At 69.0% G+C, this 25447-nt stretch carries 21 protein-coding genes; 16 read left to right on the top strand and 5 right to left on the bottom strand.

Features of this window, described 5'->3' with window-relative positions; genetic code table 11:
- Positions 1 to 88: 88 nt before the first annotated feature.
- Positions 89 to 5584 carry an ATP-binding protein gene (locus tag N2M23_RS18070; RefSeq protein ID WP_265447425.1) on the bottom strand — a complete coding sequence of 1832 codons (5496 nt, stop codon included), beginning with the start codon at positions 5582 to 5584 and terminating at the stop codon, positions 89 to 91.
- 219 nt (positions 5585 to 5803) lie between these two features.
- Here N2M23_RS18070 and N2M23_RS18065 point away from each other — a divergent pair, with 219 nt between their 5' ends.
- On the top strand, positions 5804 to 6871 hold the full coding sequence (locus tag N2M23_RS18065) for a hypothetical protein (RefSeq protein WP_265447423.1): 1068 nt from the start codon (positions 5804 to 5806) through the stop codon (positions 6869 to 6871).
- 24 nt (positions 6872 to 6895) lie between these two features.
- On the opposite strand, the gene N2M23_RS18060 is transcribed toward N2M23_RS18065, so the two are convergent.
- The gene (locus tag N2M23_RS18060) at positions 6896 to 7309 is read right to left on the bottom strand and encodes a DUF4362 domain-containing protein (protein ID WP_265447422.1); all 414 of its coding nucleotides are present in this window, start codon (positions 7307 to 7309) and stop codon (positions 6896 to 6898) included.
- Positions 7310 to 7447: 138 nt separating this feature from the next.
- Between N2M23_RS18060 and N2M23_RS18055 the strand changes: the two genes are divergently transcribed.
- Both N2M23_RS18055 and N2M23_RS18050 read left to right on the top strand, forming a co-directional pair.
- Positions 7448 to 8401 carry a zinc-binding dehydrogenase gene (locus N2M23_RS18055; RefSeq protein ID WP_265447421.1) on the top strand — a complete coding sequence of 318 codons (954 nt, stop codon included), beginning with the start codon at positions 7448 to 7450 and terminating at the stop codon, positions 8399 to 8401.
- A 55-nt stretch (positions 8402 to 8456) separates the two neighbouring features.
- Positions 8457 to 9329: a Gfo/Idh/MocA family protein gene (locus N2M23_RS18050; protein ID WP_265447420.1), complete on the top strand. Its 873-nt coding sequence runs from the start codon at positions 8457 to 8459 to the stop codon at positions 9327 to 9329.
- Here N2M23_RS18050 and N2M23_RS18045 read toward each other — a convergent pair.
- Complete coding sequence (locus N2M23_RS18045; RefSeq protein ID WP_265447419.1) at positions 9326 to 9754, bottom strand: hypothetical protein; 429 nt, start codon at positions 9752 to 9754, stop codon at positions 9326 to 9328. The genes N2M23_RS18050 and N2M23_RS18045 overlap by 4 nt on opposite strands.
- Before the next feature lie 85 nt (positions 9755 to 9839).
- Between N2M23_RS18045 and N2M23_RS18040 the strand changes: the two genes are divergently transcribed.
- Together N2M23_RS18040 and N2M23_RS18035 are read left to right on the top strand one after the other, a co-directional pair.
- Positions 9840 to 10616: a TetR/AcrR family transcriptional regulator gene (locus N2M23_RS18040; protein ID WP_265447418.1), complete on the top strand. Its 777-nt coding sequence runs from the start codon at positions 9840 to 9842 to the stop codon at positions 10614 to 10616.
- Complete coding sequence (locus N2M23_RS18035; RefSeq protein ID WP_265447417.1) at positions 10613 to 10996, top strand: SdpI family protein; 384 nt, start codon at positions 10613 to 10615, stop codon at positions 10994 to 10996. The genes N2M23_RS18040 and N2M23_RS18035 overlap by 4 nt, the downstream gene beginning before the upstream one ends.
- Before the next feature lie 12 nt (positions 10997 to 11008).
- On the opposite strand, the gene N2M23_RS18030 is transcribed toward N2M23_RS18035, so the two are convergent.
- On the bottom strand, positions 11009 to 11404 hold the full coding sequence (locus tag N2M23_RS18030; RefSeq protein WP_265447416.1) for a VOC family protein: 396 nt from the start codon (positions 11402 to 11404) through the stop codon (positions 11009 to 11011).
- 25 nt (positions 11405 to 11429) lie between these two features.
- Between N2M23_RS18030 and N2M23_RS18025 the strand changes: the two genes are divergently transcribed.
- From N2M23_RS18025 to N2M23_RS17975, 11 genes are all read left to right on the top strand, one after another.
- On the top strand, positions 11430 to 12272 hold the full coding sequence (locus N2M23_RS18025) for a helix-turn-helix domain-containing protein (RefSeq protein WP_265447415.1): 843 nt from the start codon (positions 11430 to 11432) through the stop codon (positions 12270 to 12272).
- A gap of 19 nt (positions 12273 to 12291) precedes the next feature.
- Positions 12292 to 13314, top strand: coding sequence for a TRM11 family SAM-dependent methyltransferase (locus N2M23_RS18020; protein WP_265447413.1), 1023 nt, complete (start codon positions 12292 to 12294; stop codon positions 13312 to 13314).
- Between the two features lie 57 nt (positions 13315 to 13371).
- Positions 13372 to 13815: a 30S ribosome-binding factor RbfA gene (gene rbfA / locus N2M23_RS18015; protein WP_265447411.1), complete on the top strand. Its 444-nt coding sequence runs from the start codon at positions 13372 to 13374 to the stop codon at positions 13813 to 13815.
- A 4-nt stretch (positions 13816 to 13819) separates the two neighbouring features.
- A complete protein-coding gene (truB, locus tag N2M23_RS18010; protein ID WP_265447410.1) occupies positions 13820 to 14728 on the top strand; it encodes a tRNA pseudouridine(55) synthase TruB in 909 nt (302 codons plus the stop codon).
- Positions 14729 to 14852: 124 nt separating this feature from the next.
- Positions 14853 to 15458, top strand: a complete 606-nt coding sequence (locus N2M23_RS18005) for an ABC transporter substrate-binding protein (protein WP_265447409.1) — start codon at positions 14853 to 14855, stop codon at positions 15456 to 15458.
- A 116-nt stretch (positions 15459 to 15574) separates the two neighbouring features.
- Entirely contained in the window at positions 15575 to 16702 is a 1128-nt protein-coding gene (gene nicT / locus N2M23_RS18000) for a Nickel transporter NicT (RefSeq protein WP_265447407.1), read from the top strand.
- A 49-nt stretch (positions 16703 to 16751) separates the two neighbouring features.
- Positions 16752 to 17699, top strand: a complete 948-nt coding sequence (locus N2M23_RS17995) for a bifunctional riboflavin kinase/FAD synthetase (protein ID WP_265447406.1) — start codon at positions 16752 to 16754, stop codon at positions 17697 to 17699.
- Positions 17700 to 17741: 42 nt separating this feature from the next.
- Positions 17742 to 18560, top strand: coding sequence for an LLM class F420-dependent oxidoreductase (locus N2M23_RS17990; RefSeq protein WP_265447404.1), 819 nt, complete (start codon positions 17742 to 17744; stop codon positions 18558 to 18560).
- A gap of 21 nt (positions 18561 to 18581) precedes the next feature.
- Entirely contained in the window at positions 18582 to 19730 is a 1149-nt protein-coding gene (gene rodA, locus N2M23_RS17985; RefSeq protein ID WP_265447403.1) for a rod shape-determining protein RodA, read from the top strand.
- Between the two features lie 20 nt (positions 19731 to 19750).
- Positions 19751 to 21583 carry an AMP-dependent synthetase/ligase gene (locus N2M23_RS17980; RefSeq protein ID WP_265447401.1) on the top strand — a complete coding sequence of 611 codons (1833 nt, stop codon included), beginning with the start codon at positions 19751 to 19753 and terminating at the stop codon, positions 21581 to 21583.
- A gap of 337 nt (positions 21584 to 21920) precedes the next feature.
- Positions 21921 to 23876 carry a TIGR03960 family B12-binding radical SAM protein gene (locus tag N2M23_RS17975; protein ID WP_265447399.1) on the top strand — a complete coding sequence of 652 codons (1956 nt, stop codon included), beginning with the start codon at positions 21921 to 21923 and terminating at the stop codon, positions 23874 to 23876.
- Positions 23877 to 23932: 56 nt separating this feature from the next.
- On the opposite strand, the gene phoA is transcribed toward N2M23_RS17975, so the two are convergent.
- Positions 23933 to 25330 carry an alkaline phosphatase gene (gene phoA / locus N2M23_RS17970; protein ID WP_265447398.1) on the bottom strand — a complete coding sequence of 466 codons (1398 nt, stop codon included), beginning with the start codon at positions 25328 to 25330 and terminating at the stop codon, positions 23933 to 23935.
- Positions 25331 to 25447 lie beyond the last annotated feature (117 nt).

Genomic DNA, 25447 nt, shown 5'->3' with positions numbered 1-25447 from the left:
AGGCCCACATATTTCGCTCCCCGAGGGGGCGAATATGTGGGCCTCTCGGCGTTAAGTGGTCCGCTCGGCGGGAAGGGGGCCGCGCGTCCTACTGCTCCTCGAGTGCGGCGATGATGCGCGGGCGTAGTTCGGTGCCCTCGATCACCGCGTCCACCGAGCCGACCTGCACCGCGCGGTGGATGTCGTGCTTGCGGTCGAACTCGGTCGCCACCTCGGACAGCTTCTCGCTGCGCACCTCCTGCCACATCTGCGCCAATTCGGTTGCCAGTGAGGCGCGTTCGGACTCGGTGGCAGCAGTCAGCCGCTGCTGCAGGTCGCGCACCCGCGGGTCCTGCGCGGTGCGGGCGTCGACGTCGCGGGTGAAGACGACGGCCGCGGCCGGAGCGCCGCCGATCACCGACGCGAATGACCCTTCGACCGCGAGCACCGTCATACGGGGATTGAGGGTCTTGGAGAAGACCACAAACGCGCCGCCGTGGTAGCGGGAGATCACGCAGAACACGATCGGGCCGTCGAAGTTGACGATCGCCCGGCCGATCTCGGCGCCGTACTCCAGCTGGACGCTGCGCATCGACTCCGGTGAGCCGTCGAAGCCGGACAGGTTCGCCAGCACGACGACCGGTCGCACGCCGCTTGCCGCGTTGATCGCGCGAGCGGTCTTCTTCGACGACTTCGGGAAGAGCGTGCCGCCGGTGTAGACGTCCGGGCCGTCCGTGGGCGGGAAGCCCCGCCGCGGGGTCGGCTTGGACTCGATGCCGATCAGGGTGACCGGGATCCCGCCGAGGTGCGCGTCCCACACCACGGACGTCTCGGCGTCCGCCATGCCGGCCCAGCGCTCCAACGTCTCGTGATCCTGGTCGGCGAGTGCCGCCATCACGGTGCGTATGTCGAAGGGCTTCTTGCGGTCCGGGTTCGCGCTGGTGGAGAAGATGTCGCCGACCGTGCTGAACCCGGCATCGGCCGGATCGTGCGGGTAACTCGTCACGTCGCGGTCGACCGGGTCGGTGGTCGCGGCGCGACGGGGACCGGACTCACCGGAGGCGGCATACGTGTGGTCGTAGTGAGTCATCAGGATGCGGTGCGCACCCGCCAGATCCGCGGCCCAATACTGCGCCTGGCCGTTCGGGCCCATCACCCGGTCGTAACCACCGATGCCGTAGTTGTCCTCGGCCGACACACCACCGGAGAAATCGAGCGACTGCTTGCCGGTCAGCACCATGGCGCTATCCGGCGTCATCACCAGCACACCCTTGGTGTGCATCAGCATCGTCGCCTCGGCATTCCAATAGGGTTGCGCGCCGACGTTGATGCCCGCGACGACGATGTTGATCTCACCGCCGGTCTGGGTGAACTCCACGATCCGCTTGAGTGCCTTGGCCACCCAGTCCATGTTCTCGGTGCCGGACTCCATCGAGATGCGCGCGCCCGCAGACACGGCATACCACTCGATCGGCACACTCAACTCATCCGCGAGGTCGATCGCGGCGATCACCCGGGCGCATTCGGCCTCGGATAGCGCACCGAGTGCGCGCAGCGGATCTCCGCACAGCAGCACGCGTTTCACGCCTTCGGGGTAGCGCTCGGTCGGCGTGCTCACGACGGCGGCGACGATGCCGGCCTTGTTCAACCCGGCGGGCCGGTCCACCGGCACGAGGCGGCCGGTGTCGTCCAGGTCGTACTCCACGACCTGGCCCTGCGGACCGGCGAGCATCCGGAACAGCTCATAGGGGTAGACCGTTCCGCGAGAACGAGCCCGAGCGACCTTGCGGTCGTAGTCATCCAGCGGCCGCAACCGCTCAGTCGGCCGACCGCCGAGCGTGGAGACCACCCCGGAGCCCGGCTCGAAGTGGAAGCTGGCCGACACCGCCTCCGGCCCGGACGGGAAGGCAACGGTGCCGTCGACGACGACCTCCTCCACGCCGGCCCGCGCGGTCACCGGAGCGATCCGGTCCTTCAGCGAGGTGAGCTGATCCAGGTCGGCTTCGATGGTCGGCCAGATGTGCACCCACACGTAGTTCATGTCGTAGACGGCGCTGCCCTCGGCACGCACCCGGCGAATTGCCTCCAGGCAGTTGGAGATTGCCCGCTCGGCGTGCGGCAGGCCAGTGACCTGCCCGGCATCGTCGGTGGTGACGGTCAGCTGCCGCACCTGGGCCAGCGCGACGAGCCGCTTGTCCGACTCGTTGTCGCGTGCGACACACCGGTAGAGCAGCACGTCCTCCGGTGCCTCGAGTCTCGTGATGTCGAAGTCGCGCAGTCGCCACAGGTTGAGGCGGCGGCCGACCATCGGGTGCACGCCACGCACCAGCACGTCCTCGGCGAGCGAGCCGTCCGGCTGCGGCCGGAAGATGAAGTAGCCCACCGGTTTTCCCTCGCCTGGTGAGACCGCGAGCGACACCCGTCGCACGTCGTGCGCAAACCCGAGCGGCTCCAACATGGACCGCAGTGCATCGGAGGCCTCGTCGGCGCAGTCCGGGGCGTCGGGCCAGGCGAGGTAGAGGTCGACCACACCCTGCGAACCCGCCGGCGTCTTGACGACTTGCGCAGCGACCGCTTCGACCAACTCGCTGCCCGGGGTGAGTTCGCTGACTCGACCGATGGTGGACACCACGTGAGTCTTCCGGTCGTCGAGCACATAGTCGGCAGACGCGAATGGCCTTGTGCCAACCGAAGACTCGCGCAGGTCATGCATGCCGTAGCCGCGGTAGTGCCGCTTGATCAGCACCGCGAGCATCGGTTCGTCCTGCGGCAGCTCCGGGCCGTCGATGCGTTCGGCGAGGAAGCGCACCAATTGTTCCGGTATGGCGGCCAACTCGTCCGTGCGCCGGTCCCGCTCGGTGCCGACTGGTGCACCGGTGATGGCGGCAAGCTCGTCCCGCACACCCTCGAGCACTTTGGCGCGTTCGGCGTCCACCGCCGGCTGGTCGAACCACCGGAACCGCACACTGCGGGCCAGGTCACCGATCGCCGGGAAACGCAACTGGGTCGACCAGACCAGCCGGTCCAGCACATCGCGCACTGCTGCACCCGACTCCGGAGCCGGTGGTGGCTGAGCGATCCACTGCTGCAGCAGGGTGGTCACCAGTTGCAGATCCGGCGCAGATCGCTGCTGGGTCAGGAAGATCCGGAAGACCGCCGATTCGAGGTCCGGGGTGCGATCGAGTGAGCTGACGCCGTAATGCCTGAGCACCTGCAGCAACCGGTCGCGGAAAGCCTGCGGCAGGGCCGCGCGGTCGGGGTCCAGGCTCTGCAGGTAGGCGTGGTAATGCTCGCGAGGACTGTGCACCCGGTCGTCCAGGTGCTGGTCGTCGTCGGCCGGGCGATTGCGCGACAGGTCGGCGAAGTCGGCGAAGGTGCCGAGCAGTGATATCTCTTCGTCGATGCTCGAAAACCCTTGTGCAGCAGCCGTATCGCGAAGGGTCAGATAGTCGGCGAGGGCGCGCCCTTCGTCGCGGGGGTCGACGTCGTACCCGAGGAGCATGGAGGTCAGGTCGGCCGTGAGTCGTCTGGCGTGCCGTGCCGGGTCGCTGTCGGAGGATGCGGGAGGCAAGTCGAGGTCCACCTCATCCACACCGCTGGCGTCGATCACCTCGTCGGCCTCACCGAGCGGTTCGAGGCGGACCAGGGGGGCACCGGTTTCGACCTGGCTGCCGGAAGCGACCAGCAGCTCCTTCACCCGTGCCGGGAACGGTGCCGGCAGGACGGTCTCCATCTTCATGGATTCGAGCACAACGACCGGGGCGCCCTGCTCGACCTCAATGCCGACCGGAGCGGGGGTCGCCACGACGAGTGCCGGTGCGGGAGAGCGCAACACGCCGCCCTCATCGATGCTGATGCGGTGGGCGACGCCGTCGACCTCGATCAGCTGGACCGGCCCGTGGCTGGCGGAGGTCACGCGGTGAGCGTGGTCGCCGACGGTGATCCGGCTCTTGTAATCGTCGAGCTGCTCGACGTCGGCGTCGACCGTCTGCTCGATGCCGGCGGTCGCGATCGTCACCCGGAAGCGGTGCGGTCCGATGCGGGACACGGTCAGCTTGTATGACGTGCCGCGCAGCTTCAGATCGATCGTGCGGCCACCCTTGTGCTGGACCTGCGGCCGACCGCCGCGTGCGGTCTCCAGCAACCGGGCGCGCTCGACCGACTCGTGCAGCTCGTATGCCTGAATACCGGCTGCTACCAGGGCGATTCCCGAGTAGCGGTGCGCGACGAGACCACCCGCGGCGCGGGTGCGGTCGATCCAGCCGGTGTCGGCAGAACCGTCGATCACCTCGGGAGCGTCGAGCAGGTCGAGCACAAAGCTCTTGTTGGTGGCGCCCCCGTCGATGACCACGGTCGTCTCACCCATCGCGCGCCGCAACCGCGCCAGTGCCTTGTCCCGGTCGCGCCCGAACGCGATGATCTTGGCGATCATCGAGTCGAAGTCGGCCGGGATCGAATCTCCTTCTGCCACACCCGTGTCAACCCGTATGCCGGGGCCCGCGGGCAGGTCGAGTCGCGCGATGTGCCCGGGCGACGGGGCGAAGTCGCGGTCGGGGTCCTCGGCGTTGAGTCGCGCCTCGACGGCGTGGCCCTTCTCGGCCGGCTTGTCGCCGTCGAGGCGACCTCCGGAGGCGACGTGCAACTGCAGCCGCACCAGGTCGGTGTCGGTGGTGGCCTCGGTGATCGGGTGCTCGACCTGCAGGCGAGTGTTGACCTCGAGGAAGGCGAATCGTCGATCCTGCGGGTGGTAGAGGAACTCGACGGTGCCGGCCCCGGCATACCCGACGGCGATCGCGAGTCGTTCGGCGCTGGCCTTCAACTCGGCGGTCTGCGTCTCGTCGAGCAGGGGAGAGGCCGACTCCTCGATGATTTTCTGGTTGCGGCGCTGCACCGAGCAGTCACGCACGCCGATGGCCCACGCGGTGCCCTGGCCGTCGGCGATGACCTGCACTTCGACGTGCCGCGCTCCGGTGACCAGCTGCTCGAGGAAGACCACTCCCGAGCCGAAGGCACGCTCGGCCTCGTCGCGGGTGCGCTCGTAGGCGTCGGTCAGCTCCGCGTCAGAGGTGACCTTGCGGATGCCGCGACCGCCGCCGCCTGCGGTGGCCTTGAGCATCAACGGGTATCCGATCCGGGCGGCCGCCGCCTTCGCGTCGTCCAGGGTGTCGACGCCGCCGCGACTCCACGGGGCTACGGGCACGCCGACCTCCTCGGCGATCAGCTTGGAGCCGATCTTGTCGCCGAGTTTGCGCATCGCCTCCGGGCTGGGCCCGATGAAAGTGACGCCGATGCGTGCGCACATGGCGGCGAAATCGGCGTCCTCGGCAACGAATCCCCAACCGACCCAGGCCGCGTCGGCGCCGCTGTCGCGCAGTGCGCGCTCCAGCAGGGAGTGATCCAGGTAGGGCCGTGCGGAGGCGGGACCGAGGTTCACCGCGAGGTCCGCCTCGCGCACGAACATCGCATGCCGTTCGCCCTCGGTGTGCAGCGCGACCGTCTCGATGTAATGCCCACCCCGGCCCGCCTGTGCGTTGAGATCACGGACAGCGTGGATGAGTCGCATCGCGGCTTCACCGCGGTTGACGATGGCAATACGCGAGAACATCGCGGGTGGTTACCTCCGGGTCGGTTCGGCGACGGCGTCAGTCGCCAGGAGCCAAGGTTCTCAGGCTCGCACCCGAACGCGCGAGTAACCCACCAATTGGTGTGCCCGAGTTGCGCCGGCATCGGCCAGGTGGAACCGGTCAGGTCGACGCGTCGTCGGTCTGAAGACTGAACAGCACGCGGCTTGGGGAAGTCCGCGTCCAGGGGGAATGGAGATGTGATGTCTGATGCAGCACGCCGTCGGGAGGGCGGCAAGGATGGGGTGGCGCGTCGCACGATTGTCGCGGGTGCATGGGTGGCACCTGTCGTCGCGACCGCGGTCGCGGCGCCGAGCGCTTCGGCGAGCCCGGCAGGCTTCGATCTGGTGCTCGACCCACCGCAACTGGGGGATTCCTACATCGTCTACAACGGCGATTTCACCCACATCTACCAAGTGGGCGCCCCGATTGCGTGGATCGTCGCCAATCACGGAAGCGTGCCCGCGCCGGGCGGCTTCCCGCTCACCATCACGCTGGACAATCGACTCTTCCGCATCGACAGCGTGAGCGGCGCATGGCAGGCCACGAACGACGCGAGAACCGATCTGCCGATCGAGTCGCGGTCGGTGAACGGCAACACCACGACGGTCACCGTCACCGTGCCCGAGACGATCCCCCCGGGCACTGACTCCTACTCCGGCTACGGAGTCTGGCTCAAGACAACCTTCCTGGCTGAGTATCCGAGGGACGGCGTCGACGCACCCGCGAATGAGGTGTGGCAGCTCATGCCACCGGCAGGAGATGCCAACGCCGCCAACAACATTCGGGACCTGCCTGCTTCCGACGAAGGGCCTGCGCAGATCTGGGGCGCGATCGTCAAGCCGCTCTCCTGGCAGACCCGGACGCTCGCCGATGGCACTAGCTTCCGTCGTCCGGAGCGGGGCCAGCTGACCTCGGTCGGGCCGGCCGGCATACCGACCGACCAGGCCATCGAGACCACGACGCCGGCGTCGACGGCGAGCGCGATCACGATTGCCGGCACCACGATCAATGGGGTGCCCGCGGACGTCTTCGGCCCGCCGAAGGCGACCGTGGACGACTACTACGACCAACTCCTCGTGGCGTTCCCGATCGTCGGTCAGGTCGGTGGTGGTGATGTCGTGGAGTTCACCCTCGACTACGCCGACATCACCCCGCCGCAGCAGAGCGCGTATGGGTGGACCGGCGGCCAGACGTGGGTGGCCAAGGCGGACGGAGGCCAGACCGGGCCGGAACAGCGGCGCACCGGACAGGAGTCCTTCGGCCATTAACTCCGGTGGTCGGTGCCGGTGCATTCAGCCGGCGGGAGAACAGATCTGCTGCAGCAGTGGATCGGTTGCGCTGCAGTTGCTGTCGGAATACTGCCACTGCCGCAGGCCGAACTTGTCCTTGGTCGAATCCACGTAGAACTCGAACGTGCCGTCGGCGCGAACCCGCAGATAGGTCACGATCGGATCGCCCTCGGTCGTCCGCTGGGTGATCCGCGCCTCCGCGGTTTCGTGACGGGCGCGGGCGGTCTGCAGACAGTTGGTCATCGCCGCGGGCATGACGCTCGCACTGCCTTGCGGTAGCTCGGTTTTCCCGCACGAGTGCATCGGCGCGCGGCGCTTGAACGCGACCTGGACCGGGTCGGTCTGCGCTGCCAGGTCGTCGCTCGCGCACCCGCACAGCACAAGGGCGACCGCGAGTGCACCGAGCAGCTGCTTCACGAGGGTCATTCTCGCCCGGCACCCGGGTTGCGGTCACCCCATTTGCTGCCGCCTTGACCTCAAGTGGGCTTCAATTCCTAGCCTTTGTCGTATGACGAGAGCCCTTTCCCAGCGGACCCGAAACCCGGAGCTCTACTGATGCGCGCCGTGCGAGTGCATGAGTTCGGCGCACCCGACGTGCTGCAGGTGGAGGACCTGCCGGATCCTGCGCCGGATCCTGGCCAGGTCGTGATCGAGACGGCGTACGCCGACGTGATGTTCCTGGATGTCCGCCTGCGCAGTGGATGGGGTCGCGACTACTTCCAGGTCACCGTCCCGTACGTTCCGGGCGGCGGTGTCGGTGGGACGGTCACCGCGGTCGGCGACGGTGTCGATGCCGCGCTGCTCGGCACTGTGGTGACGGCACGGGTCGGCGGCGTGCTCCCGGTCGGCGGTTACGCCGAGCAGGCCGTCGCGGACGCCGACGCGCTCACGCCGGTGCCGGCTGAGGTCGATCTGGCCGCCGCGACCGCGATGGTGCACGACGGGCGGACGGCAATTGCGGCGTATGACGCGGCGGCCGTGCAACCCGGCGAGCTCGTCGTGGTGACCGCGGCCTCGGGTGGTCTCGGCACACTGCTCACCCAGCTGTCCGTCCGCGCGGGAGCCAATGTCGTTGCGGTGGTGGGCAATTCGGACAAAGCCGACATGCTGCACCGGTTGGGCGCGCAAGTCACACTGAATGCCGCGACACCCGGGTGGGCCGAGCAGTTGCCGGACCGCCCCCAGGTCGTCTTCGACGGTGCCGGCGGAGCTGTCGGCACGGACGCCGCGCGTCTGCTCGGCGCGGGCGGCCGCTTCCTTCCGTATGGCGCAGCCTCCGGCGAGTTCGCCGACGCCGACGGGTCGCCCGCGCAAATCATCGACCTTCGACAACTCAACGCCGCCGGTGCGATCGACTGGGCGAAGATCTCGCGGCGCGCACTCGAGCTGGTTGGCAGTGGTGGAATCACCGTCGTGATCGGCCAGACCTTCCCGCTGGAGGACGCGGTCGACGCCCACACCGTCATCGAGCAGCGCCGGGCCACCGGTCGCACCCTGCTGGTCTGCTGACGGTGCTCGGTTGACGGTGGCTCGGTGCGCGGGTTGCACTGCGATGATGTGGCGCATGCGTTTCGGACTCGTCGGCACCGGCCACTGGGCCCGTGCGACGCACGCGCCCGGGCTGCTCGCCTCCGAGCACGAACTGGTCGGGGTATGGGGCCGCGATGCGACCAAGGTGGCTGCGCTCGCGGCCGACGTCGGCGTCCCCGCCTTCGGGTCCTACGACGAATTGCTCGCGGCCGTCGACGCCGTCGCATATGCCGTGCCGCCGGACGTGCAGGCACCGCTCGCCGTGGAGGCGGCGAAGGCCGGCAAACACCTGCTGCTCGACAAACCGGTCGCCCTCGACCCGGCGGTCGCCGGTGACCTGCGAGACTCCGCGCACGCGGCCGGTGCCCGGTCCGTCGTGTTCTTCACCGCGCGGTTCACGCCCGAAACCCGTTCCTGGCTGGACCAACTCGCTGCTGTCGGCGGATGGCGGGGCGCTTGGGTGCAATGGGTGGTGGCCAACCAGCGGGCCGAGAGCCCATACCGCCACTCACCGTGGCGGCAGCGCGAGGGTGCGCTCTGGGACATCGGTCCGCACCTGCTTGCCACCCTCGTCCCGGCGCTCGGTCCGATCACGCGCGTGGTCGCGGTCGCGGGCGAGGGCGACGATGTGCACCTGACACTGACCCACGAGGGTGGCGCGGTGAGCACGGCGACGCTCGCGCTGTGGGCGCCGCCTGCGTCATACACCTGGCAGACGCGGGTGTGGGGCGAGCACGGGGTGCGCGAGGCGCCCGGCAAGCAGACCCCGGCACACCTTGCGCTCGCCACTGCGGCGAACGAGCTCGGGCAGGCCGTTGCGGACGGCCGGGAGCACCCGCTCGGCCTCGACTTCGGCACGCGAGTGGTGCAACTGCTCGCCGATGCGGGCGCCCAGCTGCACCGCTAACGACGTGCGCTGTCGCGGCGGCCGAAGAGCATCGCGACCGAAAACAACCCGACCGCCGGCGGGAGCAACCCGACCAGCTTGACGGCGAACGGGAACGGCTGAGTCAGGTTGTAGACGGCGAGCGCGCTGGCAGTGACCAGGACGGCGACTGCGCTCCAGCGCAACCACGATCGCTGCGCCCACTGTCCGGCGAGGGCGTAGCTGCTGAAGAGCACCAGGCCGCAACCGGCGATGGTGAACAGATAGGTCAACGTTGCCGAGTGCGCACCGTCGAGAGTGCGGTCCGGCGTGTAGGTGTACGCAGCGGCCAGGTCGTCGCGCAGCGCGCTCTGCGTTGCGATGGTGACAATGATCGACGCGACGCACGCTAGTGCGCCCGCCCACAACACTTTTCGAGTGGGGACGGGTCCGGTCGTCGGGTTCATGGCTTCCTCTCAGGAGACGTTTCCTCAATTGAGACATGATGTCGCAATAAATGCAACATCATGTCTCAAAATGGTTCGTGGCACGATGGCGAACGTGCCGACCAGGAGGCGACTCACCGAGGCCGAGACGAGCGATCGCATGCTCGGTGCGGCGATGTCCCTGCTGCGCCGCGAAGGATTGACCCTCGACCTGCGGTTGCGCATGGAAGAGGTCATCGAGGCGGCGGGGGTGTCCCGCGCCGCGGCCTACCGCAAGTGGCCCAATCGCGATGTGCTCGTCCGGGACGTGTTGCAGCATGTTGCCGACAGCGTCGAACCACCGACGGTGTCTGCGGCAGAGGCCGATCGGCTGGTGCAGCGAATAGCGCGCCGGCACAAGCAGATTCCGGCGAACCGTCTGCAGATCGCCGCCGACTTGCTGACCGAGGCAGCCCTCCTTGAGGTCGCCCACCTGCTCGACTCGGGAGAATGGCGCGACTACCTCCTGCTGGTCGCTGCCGTGGACACGCTCCCCGAGGGGGACGTGCGCGATTCCATCGCAAAAACGCTCGCCGTGGCGGAGGAACGGCGCAGTGCGGGTGTGGTGGCGGCATACGACGTGGTCACGGAAACCCTCGGGCTGCGCCTGCGCGCTGGGCGCACCCAGGTTTCGCTCGCACGAGTCGCGACTGCCATGATCCGCGGCTCGGTCACCGACGCGTGGCGGTCGGCCGACCGGGGCGCGCGAAGTCGTGTCACCGACGACGTCAAGGTCGCGTTCCCGGCGCTCCTGGCCGCCTACCTCGAGCCCGACCCGACCGCGGAGGTGCCGGCGGACTGGCCGCGGCGAGTGCGAGAATCTGTTCGGGAGGTACTCGCATGACCATGGGACTGCTCGGCGGCATCGGGCTGCTGGCGTGCGCGATCGCGATCTACGGGGTGATCAACAGCGCGGCGAAGGGCAACCTGCCGCGCAATGGCGGTGCGGGCATCCGCACCGTCGGCACCAGGTCCTCCGACGAGGCATGGCTGGCCGGTCACCGGGCCGCGCTGCCGACCGCCCGCCTGGTCGGCCTGATCTGTGGGGCGCTCGCAGTGCTGTTGGTCATCGCCGGCGCGATGGACGGCAAACCCGACCCGACCGTGACCATCGTGGTGCTCTTCGTCCTGGGCTACGGCATCATGCTCGGCGGCGCGTTCTATTTGGCCAGGGTCGCCGACCGGGCAGCCCGCGAAACGCTCGGGCCGTCCGGTAGCAACTGAAAACCGCTGAGGTCAGCCCCAGTTCGCCAGATTGGTCACACAGAACGGGTGGCCCGCGGGGTCGAGCAGCACCGTCCACCGGTCACCGCCGGGCTGCTCGTCGGGTTTGGTGGCGCCCAACTCGACGCACCGCGCGACCGTGCCGTCGACATCCTCGGCACCAAGGTCGAGATGGAACTGCTTGCTGCCGTGGTTCGGCCAGTCCGGTCGTTGGTAGTCCGGAGTCTTGCCGAAGCCGAGTCGCTGGTCGCCGTCCTGCAACATCGCATAGTTGCCTTCGTCGTCGGCATACGCCAGCGGCCAGCCGAGGACAGCGCTGTAGAAGTCAGCCATCGCCTTGGCGTCGTCGCAGTCGATGCTGACCATCGCGATGCTGGCGGTCGGTGCGGAGGGATTCTGGTCGCTCATGCCGCCAGCCTCCTACGCTGCACCCATGCCCGCTAGGACAAAGGCGACACCGGCCGGGATCATCCTCGACCCGGCGCAGTTCGCCCGGGTGGCGACCCTCGAACGACCGGCCTGCGACCCGTCCCTGGAGGACTGGGTCGAGCACTACTGGCTGCTGCGCTGGCAACTGCCGGCCGGCGCGAGCTTCCGCAGCTCGACGGTGCCGGTTTCCTCCTGCAACCTCACCGTGGAGTACGGCGGCTGTCGCCGCGACGGCGCGCCTGGTGGCGGAGTGTTCGTCACCGGCGTCGTCAGCCGCTCGCGCTTCGACGTCGAGTTGACGCAGGCCGGGGGAGTCGTGGGGGTGAAGTTCCGGCCCGGCGGCTTCACCGCGCTGACCGGCATCGATGCGGCCGGTCTGCGTGATCGTGTCGTGCCCGCCGCCGACCTGTTGCCCGGCGTCGACGGCATCGCCGGTCTGCGGTCGGACCACGAGGGCGTCGTGGCGCACCTGGACAGCTACCTGAGAGGCCTGCCGGAGCGGTATGACGACGACTACCCGACGGTTCGTCGCGTCATCGAAACACTCGAGTTAGCCGAGCTCGCAATCACCGCAACCGAACTCGCGGACCGCTGTGGCCTCGGTCTGCGCAGCCTGCAGCGGCTGTGCCGGCGGTATGTCGGGGTCGGCCCACAGTGGCTGATCGCCCGCGCCCGCGTGCACGCAGCCATCGAGCGCCTGCACGACGGCGACGACGCGACGCTCGCCGAGCTCGCGACCGATCTCGGCTGGTTCGACCAGGCGCACATGGGCCGCGACTTCGTGGCGCTCGTCGGAGAACCCCCAGGGGCCTACCGCGACCGGCAGCGAGCAGCCGACCGGCACTAGCGCGCACTACCGTGTGCACGTGCCCGAACACCTGATCCTGCTCGCCCCGTCCGCCAACCGCGTCTACGCGGCCGACGCCCCTCGCCTCGTGGGCGCCGAGTTGCAAGCACTCGCAGCAGGATTCGGTATGACGGGGGCGCGCGTCGAGCCGATCACGCTGGCCGGGGTGGACTACCTCGGGCTGCACAGCGACGAGGACCTGGACGACACCGGCAAGCAGCTGCTCGCGGCGTTGTCGGCCGCGCACGCAGTGTTCCGTCGCGAGGGCGACCTGCTGGCGCCGGTGCGACTGCCACGGCTGGGGCACTACCCGGACGACCTGGTGACGATCCAGAAATACCAGGGCAAGACCAACGAGCAGTGGACCCGGTTGCTGCTCAACGTCACCGCGGCCGCGACGAGGACCCCGGGCAGGCTGCTCGATGGGGGTCTGCAGGTGCTCGACCCGATGTGTGGCCGCGGCACCACGCTCAACATCGCGCTCTCGCTCGGTCTCGACGCGATCGGTGTCGACGTGGATCGCAAGGATTACGAGGCATATTCGGCGTTCCTCAAAACCTGGATGCGGCAGCATCGGCTGAAGCACACCGTCGAAGACGCCCAGCTGACCATCGGCGGCACCAAGCGTGGCCGCCGGCTGACCGCGCAGCTGGCACCGACCAAGGAGGACTTCAAGGCCGGAGGCGTGCAGCACCTCACCTACCTGTCGACCGACACGACCGACCTGCAAGGACTCGTGCGGTCCGGCAGCGTCGACGTGGTCGCGACCGACACGCCATACGGCGTCCAACACGGCTCGCACGGCGACCGCCTCGCCCGTCGCCCGCTCGACCTGCTGGACCGGGCGTTGCCGGAGTGGACCCGGGTGCTGCGCACCGGGGGAGCGGTGGGCCTGTCCTACAACCGGCACGTGGCGCCGCGCGACGAACTCGTCGCCCTGCTCGCCGACCACGGGCTGGCGGTCGCGGACGGCGACCCCGACGCGTTCCGCCACCGGGTGGACGCCTCGATCGACCGGGACCTCGTGGTCGCGAGCAAGTAGACCTGATCGTAGGGTGGTGGTTTGCTGCAACCGTCCAGCCCGAATGGAGTGAGATCGATGGCTGATCCGGCCCGCGCCCGCAAGATTGCCGAGCGCACCAAGACGCTGGTCGCCGACTTCATCGAGCGTCGCGTGAAGGACGAGCGACTTGGCTTCCTGACCGTCACCGACGTGCGCGTCACCGGCGATCTGCAGCACGCGTCGATCTTCTACACCGTCTACGGCACAGACGAGGAACGCGCGGACACCGCTGCGGCGCTTGAGGATTGGCGCGGGCGCATCCGTTCGCACGTCGGCAAGGGCCTCGGCATCCGGCTGACCCCGTCGCTGGAGTTCATCCCCGACGCGATCCCGGAAGGCGCGGCGCATATCGAGGAGGCGCTCAGGGCCGCCCGCGAGCGCGACGACGAGCTAGCCCGCGCCAAGCAGTCCGCCAACTACGCCGGCGAGGCAGACCCCTACAAGAAGCCCGCCGACGAGGAACACCGCGCCGAAGGATGACCCGATGACTGCCGACGGTCTGCTCATCGTCGACAAACCCGCCGGCTGGACGAGCCACGACGTGGTCGCCCGCACTCGCCGGCTCGCGCGCACGCGCCGGGTAGGGCACGCCGGCACGCTCGACCCGATGGCGACCGGTGTCCTGGTGCTCGGCCTCAACAAGGCGACCAAGCTGCTGACCTTCCTGGTCGGCTGCGACAAGAGCTACACCGCGACGATCCGTCTCGGGCAGACCACGGTGACCGACGACGCCGAGGGCGAGGTCACCGGGACGTATGACGCAGCCGCGCTCACCGATGAAGCAGTCGCCGCCGCGGTGCGCGACCTGACGGGGGACCTGCAGCAGGTGCCGAGCGCGGTCAGCGCGATCAAGGTCGACGGCGTTCGCTCCTATGCCAAGGTCCGCGGCGGAGACGAAGTCAAGCTTCAACCTCGGGCGGTCCGGGTCGAGCGCTTCGAGGTCGTCGCCGACCGCACGGCGTCGAACGACGCGACCGGACAGACCTTCCGTGACCTCGACGTCGAGGTGGACGTGTCGTCGGGCACCTACGTGCGAGCACTCGCCCGCGACCTCGGCGCGGCGCTCGGGGTCGGCGGCCACCTGACCGCGCTACGGCGCACCCGGGTGGGCCGCTTCGGCGTCACGGACGCTCGGCAGCTGGCCGGGCTGGAGCAGTTGGTGGACGATGGGCAGCCGCTGCCCGTCATACCCATGGGGCAGGCGGCTGCTGCGCAGTTCCCGGTGCGAGCGATCAGCAAGGACGAGGCCCGCGATCTGCGCCACGGCAAACGCCTCGCGACGCGCACGGACGCGCCCCCACTGTCGGCCGCCATCACCGCCGGCGGCGAGCTCGTGGCGATGCTCGACGAAAGTGGCGAGATCCCCAAGTCGCGGGTGGTCTTCCCAGCCTGATCGGCCTCACCCCGAGGGGTGAAATTTCGCCGAACAGGCCTGGTACGGAAGCGTAACCAGGGTCGCGTGTGCTTCGCTGCACGGTGCTTCGGGGGAATTCGCCTCGGGGAGATGAAGGGATCTCATGTTCACCGACAAGTTCCGCATCATGACCGCCGGCACCGTGCTCGCCACCGCGATCGGCGTCGGCGCCGCTGCCACCACGCCTGCCCTCGCCGCACCCGGAAACTCCGGCAAGGCCGTCGCGCACGGGGCGCGGCAGGCGGCCACGTCGCTGCCGGTGACCGGCACACTGCCGGACGGCACCGTCTTCAGCGGCTCGCTCAGCAATCTGCGCACCTACGTGCAGAACGGCGCGCTGATGGTGAAGGGCACCATCCGCGGCACCGGGCTCCCGGCCGCCGGCACCACCTTCACCGCACCGGTGGAGCAGATCAACGGTCAGGCGGCGAACGCCGGCGCCGCCCAGGCGGCGCAGGCCGCGGCGGCCAAGAGCTGCTCGGTGCTCAACCTGGTGCTCGGGCCGTTGCACCTGGACCTGCTGGGGCTGGTGATCGACCTCAACAAGGTGGTGCTCGACATCACCGCCGTGCCCGGTGCCGGCAACCTGCTCGGCAACCTGGTGTGCGCCATCGCCGGGCTGCTCGACAAGGGCGGTCCGCTCGCCGGGCTCAGCGCGCTGCTGAACAACCTGCTCTCGGCGCTCGGCCTGGCGTTGCCGGTCGCCTGATCGCGCCGCTTCACACCCGACCCGCCCGACCGGCCACCTGCGCCGGTCGGGCGTTTCGCGTTCGGACCGTCCGGTAGATGCGACGCAGTCGCGTCCTATCGCTATGCTCCATATTTATGGCGACCGTCACCGCACCGAGCTCCGGAGCCGCCGCCAAGGCGCGCGCGTTCGTCGCCGATTTCACGCCGGCAGAACGCCGTTCGGTGTTCGGGATGGCCTTGTTCATCCTCGCGCTGCACGTGGTCGGCTGGGGCTCGCTGTTCTTCCTGGTCGAGCCGCAGCACTTCAAACTCGGCAGCGACGCCGGCCATGCCCAGGTGTTCGGCATCGGGCTGGGCGTCACGGCATACACCCTCGGCATGCGGCACGCGTTCGACGCCGACCACATCGCCGCGATCGACAACACCACCCGCAAACTGCTCACCGACGGCCGCCGCCCGATGTCGGTCGGGTTCTGGTTCTCGCTCGGTCACTCCAGCGTGGTGTTCGGGCTGTGCTTCCTGCTCGCCCTCGGCATGAAGGCGCTCGCCGGCTCGGTGGAGGACGACAACTCCACGCTGCACGACATCACCGGCGTCGTCGGCGTCACCGTGTCCGGCACGTTCCTCTGGATTATCGGCATCCTCAACCTGATGGCGCTGATCGGCATCGTGCAGGTATGGCGGCGCGCCAATCGCGGCGAGTTCGACGAGGCGGCGCTGGAGCACCACCTCAACTCGCGCGGCTTCATCAACCGCTTCCTCGGCGGCCTGACCAAGTCGGTCACCAAGCCGTGGAACATGTATCCGATCGGTTTCCTCTTCGGGCTCGGCTTCGACACCGCCACCGAGGTCAGCCTGCTGGTGCTCGCCGGCGGCGCTGCCGCCTTCGCGCTGCCGTGGTACGCGATATTGACCCTGCCGATCCTGTTCGCCGCCGGCATGAGCCTGCTCGACGCGGCGGACGGCGTTTTCATGGCCAAGGCATATCGCTGGGCATTCGCCAAGCCGCTGCGCCGTCTTTACTACAACGCCACGGTCACCGCACTGTCGGTCTTCGTGGCGCTGGTGATCGGCACGATCGAGCTGTGCAGCGTGTTGTCCGACCGGTTCTCGTGGGAGTCCGGCCCGGTCGCGGCGATCGGATCGATCAATCTGGACGGCGTCGGCTTCGTCATCGTCGGGGTGTTCGTGGCCACCTGGGTGATCGCGCTCGCGGCGTGGCGCCTTCTCGGGCTGTCCGAGAAGGAACTGCCAACCGGTTGAGCCGACCGGCCGATCGTGCCGGCCTACCCCGCGCACTACAGTTGCGCCCGTGCTGCGTGCGACGAAGCTGACCGACCTGCCCGCCGACTTCGGCGAAAGCGTGGTCACCATCGGCAATTTCGACGGTGTGCATCGTGGACATGCCGCCCTGTTGGCCAGCGTCGTGGAGCTCGCCCGCGAGCGCGACGCCCGGTCGGTCGCGGTCACCTTCGAGCCGCACCCGCTGAAGGTGCTCTTCCCGGACCGCGCGCCCACGCTGATCTCCTCGTCCGCCGAGCGCCTCGAGCTGCTCGACGCGACCGGTCTGGACGCGGTCCTGGTGCTGCCGTTCACCAAGGAGCTCGCGGCCCTGACCCCCGAAGAGTTCGTCCGCGAGTTCTTCGTCGACGGTCTGCGCGCCGACGCCGTGGTCGTCGGCCGCGACACCCGCTTCGGGGTGAACAACTCCGGCGACGTCGACACGCTACGGGAGCTCGGCGCGAAGTTCGGCTTCGACGTGCGGGTGCTCGCCGATGTGGGGGAGGGCCACCGGCTCTCGTCGACCGAGGTGCGGTCGGCGCTCACCGACGGCGACGCCGAGCGGGCGGCCACCGTCCTCGGCCGGCCGCACGAGGTGCGCGGTGAGGTCGTCCTGGGCCTGCAGCGCGGCCGCGAGCTCGGCTTCCCCACCGCGAACCTCAGCCCGGAATCGGAAGGCATGGTGCCCGCCGACGGCGTGTATGCCGGCTGGCTCGTCCGCGAGTCGCTCCCGACGGCGGACCCCGAGCACCGGATGCCGGCCGCGATCTCGGTCGGCACCAACCCGACCTTCGACGACGTGCCGCAGCGGACCGTCGAGGCCTATGTGCTGGACCGCGACGACCTCGACCTCTACGGCGAGACCGTGCGCGTGCAGTTCGTGAAGCGGTTGCGCGGCAACACCAAGTTCGACTCGATCGACGCCCTGATCGACCAGATGACTCGCGACGTCGACGCCGCCCGCGACCTGCTGCGCTGAGTTTTCGGGAAGCCGGACCACCCGCACCGCGTTCGCACCAGCATGACGACTCTCGGCCCTTTGGGGATCTGGCGGAACGCCGCGCAACTGGACGCCGACTTCGCGCAGCGAGCTGAGCGCCTCGGTTACGGCACGCTCTGGCTCGGTGGTTCGCCTGGGGGCGACCTCGGCATTGTCGACGAACTTCTGGCAGCGACAAAGGAGCTCACCGTCGCGACCGGCATCCTGAACATCTGGCAGGACACCCCCGAGTCGGCTGCCCGGGCGTTCCACCGCATCGAGGGCGCTCACCCCGGCCGGTTCGTCCTCGGCATCGGTGCAGGTCACCGTGAGGCGACCAGCGACTACCGCACGCCGTACGCCGCGCTCGTCGACTACCTCGACGGCCTGCAGGAGGCCGGGGTGTCGAAGGACAGGACAGTCCTGGCGGCACTCGGCCCGAAGGTGCTGCGGCTCGCAGCCGATCGCACGGCTGGGGCACACCCCTACCTGACGACACCGGAGCACACCCGGCAGGCGCGAGGGATCCTCGGCGACGACGTGCTGCTCGCACCGGAACAAAAGATCGTGCTCGAGGCGGACGTCGACGCAGGCCGCCGCGCCGGCCGGGACATCGTCGACCACTACCTCGGACTGCGAAACTACGTCGCCAACCTGAGGCGGCTCGGCTTCGAGGACACCGACGTGGAGCGACCCGGCAGTGACCGGGTGGTTGACGCTCTCGTGCTGCACGGCGACGGGGAGACGATCGCAGCCGGCGTGCAGGCACACCTCGACGCCGGCGCCGACCACGTCGCGGTGCAGGCACTCGGCGACGATCCGTGGCCGGCACTGGAGGAAGTTGCCCAACGAATCCACTGACCGTGCGGCACGATGGCGGGCGTGACGCAGCTGACCGGACGCCGACCGCTCGCGGCCGCTGACCACCGGCAACTGCCGCTGGCGCGCACCGACTGGGGGCTGGTGGTCGCCGCATTCGCGCTGTCGGTCATCGGGGCCCTGCTCGTCTGGTCGGCGACGAGGCACGCGGACGGCTCGGCATACCTGATCCGGCACCTGTTCAACCTGGGCGTCGGTATGGCGCTGGCCGCGGTCGTGATGCGCATCGACTTCCGGGCGATCCGCGCCTTCGCGCCGTGGGTGTATGTCGCTTCGCTCGTCGGCCTGCTGCTCGTGCTGTCACCGCTCGGCTCCACCATCAACGGGTCACGGTCGTGGATCCAGGTGCCCGGGTTCTCCATCCAGCCGGCCGAATTCGCCAAGGTCGCGCTCTGCGTCGGGCTGGCGATGATCCTCGCCGAACGCGGCGAGCGGGACGCACCGCCGCCGGCGCGGGACGTCGCGGTCGCGGCGGTCGTGCTCGGCATACCCGTCCTATTGGTGCTGGCGCAGCCCGACCTCGGTTCGGCGACCGTCCTGGTCTTCATGGGGATCGGCGTCATCGCGGTGAGCGGCGCATCGCGCTGGTGGCTGTTCGGCTTCGCGACGGGGCTCGCGGGGGCCGTCACCGCCGCGCTGACGACGCCGATCCTGAGCGCCTACCAGCGCAACCGGCTGACCGCCTTCGCCGACCCGTCGGTCGACCCGACCGGCATCGGCTACCAGGTGCAACAGGTCAAGATCGCCGTCGGGTCGGGCGGCTGGACCGGAGAGGGCCTGTTCCACGGCCGGCAGACCCAGGGCGGGTTCATCCCGTTCCAGCAGACCGACTTCATCTTCTCGGTCGCGGGCGAGGAGCTCGGCTTCGTCGGTGCGGCCGGCATCGTGCTGCTGCTCGGATTCCTCGTCATACGAGCGCTGTTGATCGCCCGGCGCACCCGCGACTCCTTCGGCCGGCTGGTCGCGGTCGGGGTCGCGGTGTGGTTCCTCTTCCAGATCCTGCAGAACGTCGGCATGAACCTTGGGCTGCTGCCGGTCACCGGCCTGCCGCTGCCGTTCGTGTCGTATGGCGGGTCCAGCATGTTCGCCTGCTGGCTCGGCATCGGCCTGCTCGGCAACGTGCACCTGAGCAGCCTGCGGCGACTGACCTGAGGTCGGTAGAGTCCGGAGCTATGGTGAAGTCGCTCAGCGAAGAGCAGCCGGATCTGTCCGTCATCGAGCAGCGGGCCTCGTCGGTCGCGCAGCTCTTCATCGATCGGGTGGCAGCCAGCCCGACCCGTGAGGCGTTCCGCTACCCGGTGGGGGAGAAGTGGCGCTCGATGACCTGGCGGCAGGCTGACGAACGCGCTCGCCGCATCGCCGCCGGCCTCGTCGCGCTCGGCGTCGACGCGGAGGACCGGGTCGCGATCGCCGCGGCCACCCGGCTGGAATGGGCGCTCGCCGACCTCGGCATCATGCTCGCCGGCGCCGCGACCACCACGATCTACCCGACGACGACCGCCGACGAGGTGCTCTTCATCGTCTCCGACTCCGGCAGCAAGGTCGTCTTCGCCGAGAACGACGACCAGGTCGCCAAGCTGCGCGACGGCCGCGACGCGATCCCGGGCGTACGCAAGGTCGTGCTGTTCGACGGCGCCGGTGACGGCGACTGGGTGATCACGCTCGATGAGCTGGAGCGACTCGGCACGGCATACCTCGCCGACCACCCGCAGGCGCTGGACGAGCGCATCGCCGCCATCGAGCCGGACTCGCTCGCCACCTTGATCTACACCTCCGGCACGACAGGTCGGCCCAAGGGTGTCCGGCTGCCGCACGACGCCTGGACCTACGAAGCGGCCGCGGTCGACTCCACGCACATCCTCGGCGAGGACGACCTGCAATATCTCTGGCTGCCGCTCGCGCACGTCTTCGGCAAGGTGCTGCTCACCCTGCCGCTGCAGATCGGCTTTCCGACCGCGATCGACGGCCGGGTCGACAAGATCGTGGAGAACCTGCCGGACGTGCGGCCCACCTGGATGGGCGCGGCACCGCGCATCTTCGAGAAGGTCTACGGCCGCATCACCACGATGATGGCCGACGAGGGCGGTGCGAAGGCCAAGCTTTTCGACTGGGCCAGTGGCAACGCCCGCAAGGTCGCCGACAGCCGCGCCGCCGGCAAGTCGGCCAGTCCGCTGCTCGGCGCGCAGCACGCGGTCGGCGACAAAATCGTGCTCGGCAAGATCCGCGACCGCTTCGGCGGCCGGGTGCGCTTCTTCATCTCCGGCTCCGCCGCGCTCAACCAGGACGTCGCGAAATGGTTCGACGCGATGGGTATGCCGATCCTCGAGGGCTACGGCCTCACCGAGACCTCGGCCGCGTCCTGCGTCAACCGCCCGGACGCCAATGTCGTCGGCACCGTCGGCTGGCCGGTGCCCGGCACTCAGGTCAAGATCGCCGACGACGGCGAGGTGCTGATCAAAGGCCCCGGCGTCATGCAGGGCTACCGCGGCCTGGACGACGTGACCGCGCAGACGCTCGTCGACGGCTGGTTCCACACCGGCGACATCGGCGAACTGCTGCCCAGCGGTCACCTCAAGATCACCGACCGCAAGAAGGACCTGTTCAAGACCTCCAACGGCAAGTACGTCGCGCCGAGCCTGATCGAGGCCCGCTTCAAGGGCATCTGCCCCTACGCCTCGCAGTTCGTCGTCGAGGGCGACGGCCGCAAGTTCGTCTCCGCGCTGGTCACCCTTGACCCCGACGGCATCGGTGACTGGGCCACGTCCCACGGCATGCCGGGGGCCGACTACCGCACGATCGTCACCTCCGACGCGGCGCGCGAGATGGTCCAGGAGTACATCGACGAACTCAACCTCGGCCTCAACCGCTGGGAGCAGGTCAAGAAGTTCGTCATCCTGCCGCGTGACCTCACCGTCGAGCAGGGCGAGATCACGCCCAGCCTGAAACTCAAGCGGACCGTCGTGACGCGCAAGTTCAAGGACGAGCTGGACAGCCTCTACGACTGACCCGCTCTCCGCCCGCGCAACCCCAGGCCCCGGCACGCACAACTCGGCACGCCCCGACCCGACCAGCGAAACTCACCGAATAGGTGGCTGACACGCCGAGAGTCCGCATCGGGTACGGCGCGTCGCGCACCTTTTCGGTGAGTTTTGCGGGGTGCCGGGCGCGCGTCGAGCACCGATCAGCGAAACTCACCGAATAGGTGGCTGACACGCCGAGAATCCGGACGCGTACGGCGCGTCGCGCACCTTTTCGGTGAGTTTTGCGGGGGTGCGGGGGCCGCGGTAGGCGACCGGGCCCAGAATTTCGCCCGGACGCGCGCCGCGCCATACCCTGGGAAGCATGGCAGGTGAGTCCCTCTTCCCCGCGCTCGAGCCGTTGCTGGAGCGGGTGAGCAAGCCGATCCAGTATGTCGGCGGCGAGCTCAACTCATGCGTCAAGGACTGGCAGTGCGGTGGGTTCGGCCCCGGGGGTGACGAGCTGACCACGCGCTGGGCGCTGATGTATCCCGACGCCTACGAGGTCGGGCTGCCCAACCAGGGCGTGATGATCCTCTACGAAGTGCTCAATGAGCGATCCGACGCACTCGCCGAGCGCACCTACGCCGTGTGGCCCGACATGGAGGCCGCCATGCGCGAGGCGGGCGTGCCGCAGTTCACCGTCGACGGGCACCGGCCGGTGCGCGACTTCGACGTCTTCGGGCTGTCCTTCTCCACCGAGCTCGGCTACACCAACATGCTGACCGCGCTCGACCTGGCTGGCATCCCGCTGCACGCCGCCGACCGCACCGACGACGACCCGATCGTGCTGGCCGGCGGGCACGCCGCCTTCAACCCCGAGCCGATCGCCGACTTCATCGACGCCGCCGTCGTGGGCGACGGCGAGGAAGCCGTCCTCGCGATCACGCAGCACATCCGCGCGTGGAAGTCCGAGGGGCGACCGGGCGGCCGCACCGAGCTGCTGCTGCGCCTGGCCCGCACCGGCGGCGTCTACGTGCCGCGGTTCTACGACGTCGACTACCTGCCCGACGGCCGCATCAAGCGGGTCGCGCCCTCACCCGACGCGACCGGAGTGCCGTGGCGGGTCTCCAAGCACACGGTGATGGACCTCGACGAGTGGCCCTACCCCAAGCAGCCGCTGGTGCCGCTGGCCGAGACCGTGCACGAGCGCATGTCCGTGGAGATCTTCCGCGGGTGCACCCGCGGCTGCCGCTTCTGCCAGGCCGGCATGATCACCCGTCCCGTGCGGGAGCGGTCGATCACCGGCATCGGTGAAATGGTCGAAAAGGGCCTGGCCGCAACCGGATTCGAGGAGGTCGGGCTACTGTCGCTCTCGTCGGCCGACCACTCCGAGATCGCCGACATCACCAAGGGCCTGGCCGACCGCTACGAAGGCAGCCAGACCGGCCTGTCGCTGCCCTCGACCCGGGTCGACGCGTTCAACATCGACCTCGCCAACGAGCTGACCCGCGGCGGTCGCCGCTCCGGCCTGACCTTCGCACCCGAGGGTGGTTCCGAGCGCATCCGCAAGGTCATCAACAAGATGGTCAGCGAGGACGACCTGATCAACACCGTCACCGCGGCGTTCTCCGCCGGCTGGCGGCAGGTGAAGCTCTACTTCATGTGCGGGCTGCCCACCGAGACCGACGAGGACGTGCTGCAGATCGCCGACATGGCCAAGCGCGTCATTGAGACCGGCCGAAAGGTCAGTGGCCGCAAGGACATTCGCTGCACCGTCTCGATCGGCGGATTCGTGCCCAAGCCGCACACTCCCTTCCAGTGGGCGGCCCAACTGGGCGCCGAGGAGACTGACGCCCGGCTCGCCAAGCTGCGCGAGGCGATCCGGTCCGACCGGCGCCTCGGGTCGTCGATCGGCATGCGCTACCACGACGGCAAGCCCGGCATCGTCGAAGGTCTGCTGAGCCGTGGCGACCGCCGGGTCGGCGCCGTCATCGAGGCCGTATGGCGCGACGGCGGCCGCTTCGACGGCTGGAGCGAACACTTCAGCTACGACCGCTGGATGGACTCTGCCGCAACGGTTTTCGCCGACAGCCCGGTCTCGGTTGACTGGTACACCACCCGCGAGCGCAGCGAGCACGAGGTGCTGCCCTGGGACCACCTGGACTCCGGCCTGGACAAGGACTGGCTCTGGGACGACTGGCAGGACGCGCTCGACGAGACCGAGGTCGAGGACTGCCGCTGGACGCCGTGCTTCGACTGCGGCGTGTGCCCGCAGATGAACACCGAGATCCAGATCGGCCCGACCGGCAAGAAGCTGCTCCCGCTGACCGTCGTATGACGAGACGAGGCGGCGCCCGATCCGGGCGCCGCCTCGCGTCATACCTGCTGTCAGGGTCAGCCGCGCTTCAGACCGAGCGCCACCGACATGGTGGTGAACAGGTCGGTCTGGTTGGTGACACCCTCGACGCGCGAGGCCTCCGGGCCGCTTGCGGCCACCCGGATCTGCGTGCCGGTGTGCTCCTGGCCGGTCAGCTCCGAGGAGGTGGCGTAGCTGATCGTCATCGGGGCGTTGTCCGCGGTGGTCAGGGTCGCGGTGAAACCGGCGGTCTTGCTGCCGGCGCCGACGATCTGGCTGGTGTGGCCGTGGTCGCCGGTGACGATCACGAGCGTGTTCGGGTTCTTCTTCTGGTAGTCCAGTGCCTTGCCGACGGCCTTGTCGAACTCGACGTTCTCGCCGATCTGACCGCAGGGGTTGGCCGCGTGGTCCTGCTTGTCGATCGACGCGCCCTCGATCTGCAGGAAGAAGCCCTTGTCGTCGCTGCCGCCGCGACCCTTGGCGCCCTTGCCGTCGCGGCTCAGCGAGTCGAGCCGGTTGATGGCGACGTCGGCCATCTGGGACAGGTGCGGCTGTGCCGCGTCGCGCTTGTCGTTCACCGCGCAGCGCTGCGCAGGGGTGCCCTCGCGGGTCGGGGTCGGGCCCACCCACTCCAGATCCATGTTGCCCGGGGCGAAGGCGCCGAGCAGGGGCTTGTCCAGCGGGGCCTTCTGCATCTGCGCCGCGGTGGTCGCGACCTGGTAACCCTGCGCCCGGCCCTGGTCGAGGACGGTCTGACCGGCGTACTTACCGGCGGTGACCTTCTCCTCGAGGTACTTGCGTCCGCCGCCCAGCAGCACGTCGGGGCGAGTCTGCATCAGCTGCTCCGAGATGGACCCGTCGCCGCCGTTCTCGATCGCGTTGGTCGGGCACTTGGCGGTGGTCGCCGACGGGCCCTTGCAGTCGCGGCTGGTGACGTGCGATCCGAGCACTGCCGGGGTGGCGTCCTGCATCTCCGCGGTGCTGACGTCGCCGGTGTTGAAGCCGGCCGCCTTGGCGTTCTCCAGGATCGTCGGCTGCTTCTTGCCGTTGGTGTCAACGCTGATCGCACCGTTGTAGGTCTTGGTGCCGGTCGCCCAACCGGTGCCCGAAGCCGCCGAATCCGTCACGTAGTCAGGGGTGTTCGTGCCCTTCTGCAGCGAGTACGTCGTGTAGGCGCCGGTGCTGGCCAGGCTGTCCAGGTTAAGGCGCCCGTTGGCCCCGACCTGGTAGTTGCGGGCGGCAGTGATCTCCGAGTCGCCCATCCCGTCGCCGATCAGCAGGATGACGTTGCGCGGCTGCTTGCCACCCTTGCCGTGGCCGTTCCCGTTGTTCGCCAGGGGGCTGGCGGTCGCCGCCGCGGTGCCGACCAGCGCGGCTGCCGCGACGCCTGCGCCGAGGACCTTCGCGCGACGTGAGATGCGCTTGTTTGCAGTCATGTTCGTCCCTCCACTCGGGCGCCGGCGGTGCGGTCGGGGATGCACTCCTTGAGGTCCGGGGCCCAACCCTTGATGCAATCGGCTGTAGTTGCCGAGGACGGGTCCGCCCGTTGAAGA

Origin of the sequence: Flexivirga meconopsidis (assembly GCF_026162425.1) — a bacterium.
GTDB classification, from domain to species: domain Bacteria; phylum Actinomycetota; class Actinomycetes; order Actinomycetales; family Dermatophilaceae; genus Flexivirga; species Flexivirga meconopsidis.
This window is presented reverse-complemented; position numbering and strand designations above follow the sequence as displayed.

Bases quoted from the DNA above. Each gene is read 5' to 3' on its own strand.
- N2M23_RS18070 (WP_265447425.1), bottom strand. From the start codon at position 5,584: ATGTTCTCGCGTATTGCCATCGTCAACCGCGGTGAAGCCGCGATGCGA.
- N2M23_RS18065 (WP_265447423.1), top strand. From the start codon at position 5,804: ATGTCTGATGCAGCACGCCGTCGGGAGGGCGGCAAGGATGGGGTGGCG.
- N2M23_RS18055 (WP_265447421.1), top strand. From the start codon at position 7,448: ATGCGCGCCGTGCGAGTGCATGAGTTCGGCGCACCCGACGTGCTGCAG.
- N2M23_RS18050 (WP_265447420.1), top strand. From the start codon at position 8,457: ATGCGTTTCGGACTCGTCGGCACCGGCCACTGGGCCCGTGCGACGCAC.
- N2M23_RS18045 (WP_265447419.1), bottom strand. From the start codon at position 9,754: ATGAACCCGACGACCGGACCCGTCCCCACTCGAAAAGTGTTGTGGGCG.
- N2M23_RS18040 (WP_265447418.1), top strand. From the start codon at position 9,840: ATGGCGAACGTGCCGACCAGGAGGCGACTCACCGAGGCCGAGACGAGC.
- N2M23_RS18035 (WP_265447417.1), top strand. From the start codon at position 10,613: ATGACCATGGGACTGCTCGGCGGCATCGGGCTGCTGGCGTGCGCGATC.
- N2M23_RS18030 (WP_265447416.1), bottom strand. From the start codon at position 11,404: ATGAGCGACCAGAATCCCTCCGCACCGACCGCCAGCATCGCGATGGTC.
- N2M23_RS18025 (WP_265447415.1), top strand. From the start codon at position 11,430: ATGCCCGCTAGGACAAAGGCGACACCGGCCGGGATCATCCTCGACCCG.
- rbfA (WP_265447411.1), top strand. From the start codon at position 13,372: ATGGCTGATCCGGCCCGCGCCCGCAAGATTGCCGAGCGCACCAAGACG.
- truB (WP_265447410.1), top strand. From the start codon at position 13,820: ATGACTGCCGACGGTCTGCTCATCGTCGACAAACCCGCCGGCTGGACG.
- N2M23_RS18005 (WP_265447409.1), top strand. From the start codon at position 14,853: ATGTTCACCGACAAGTTCCGCATCATGACCGCCGGCACCGTGCTCGCC.
- nicT (WP_265447407.1), top strand. From the start codon at position 15,575: ATGGCGACCGTCACCGCACCGAGCTCCGGAGCCGCCGCCAAGGCGCGC.
- N2M23_RS17990 (WP_265447404.1), top strand. From the start codon at position 17,742: ATGACGACTCTCGGCCCTTTGGGGATCTGGCGGAACGCCGCGCAACTG.
- N2M23_RS17980 (WP_265447401.1), top strand. From the start codon at position 19,751: ATGGTGAAGTCGCTCAGCGAAGAGCAGCCGGATCTGTCCGTCATCGAG.
- N2M23_RS17975 (WP_265447399.1), top strand. From the start codon at position 21,921: ATGGCAGGTGAGTCCCTCTTCCCCGCGCTCGAGCCGTTGCTGGAGCGG.
- phoA (WP_265447398.1), bottom strand. From the start codon at position 25,330: ATGACTGCAAACAAGCGCATCTCACGTCGCGCGAAGGTCCTCGGCGCA.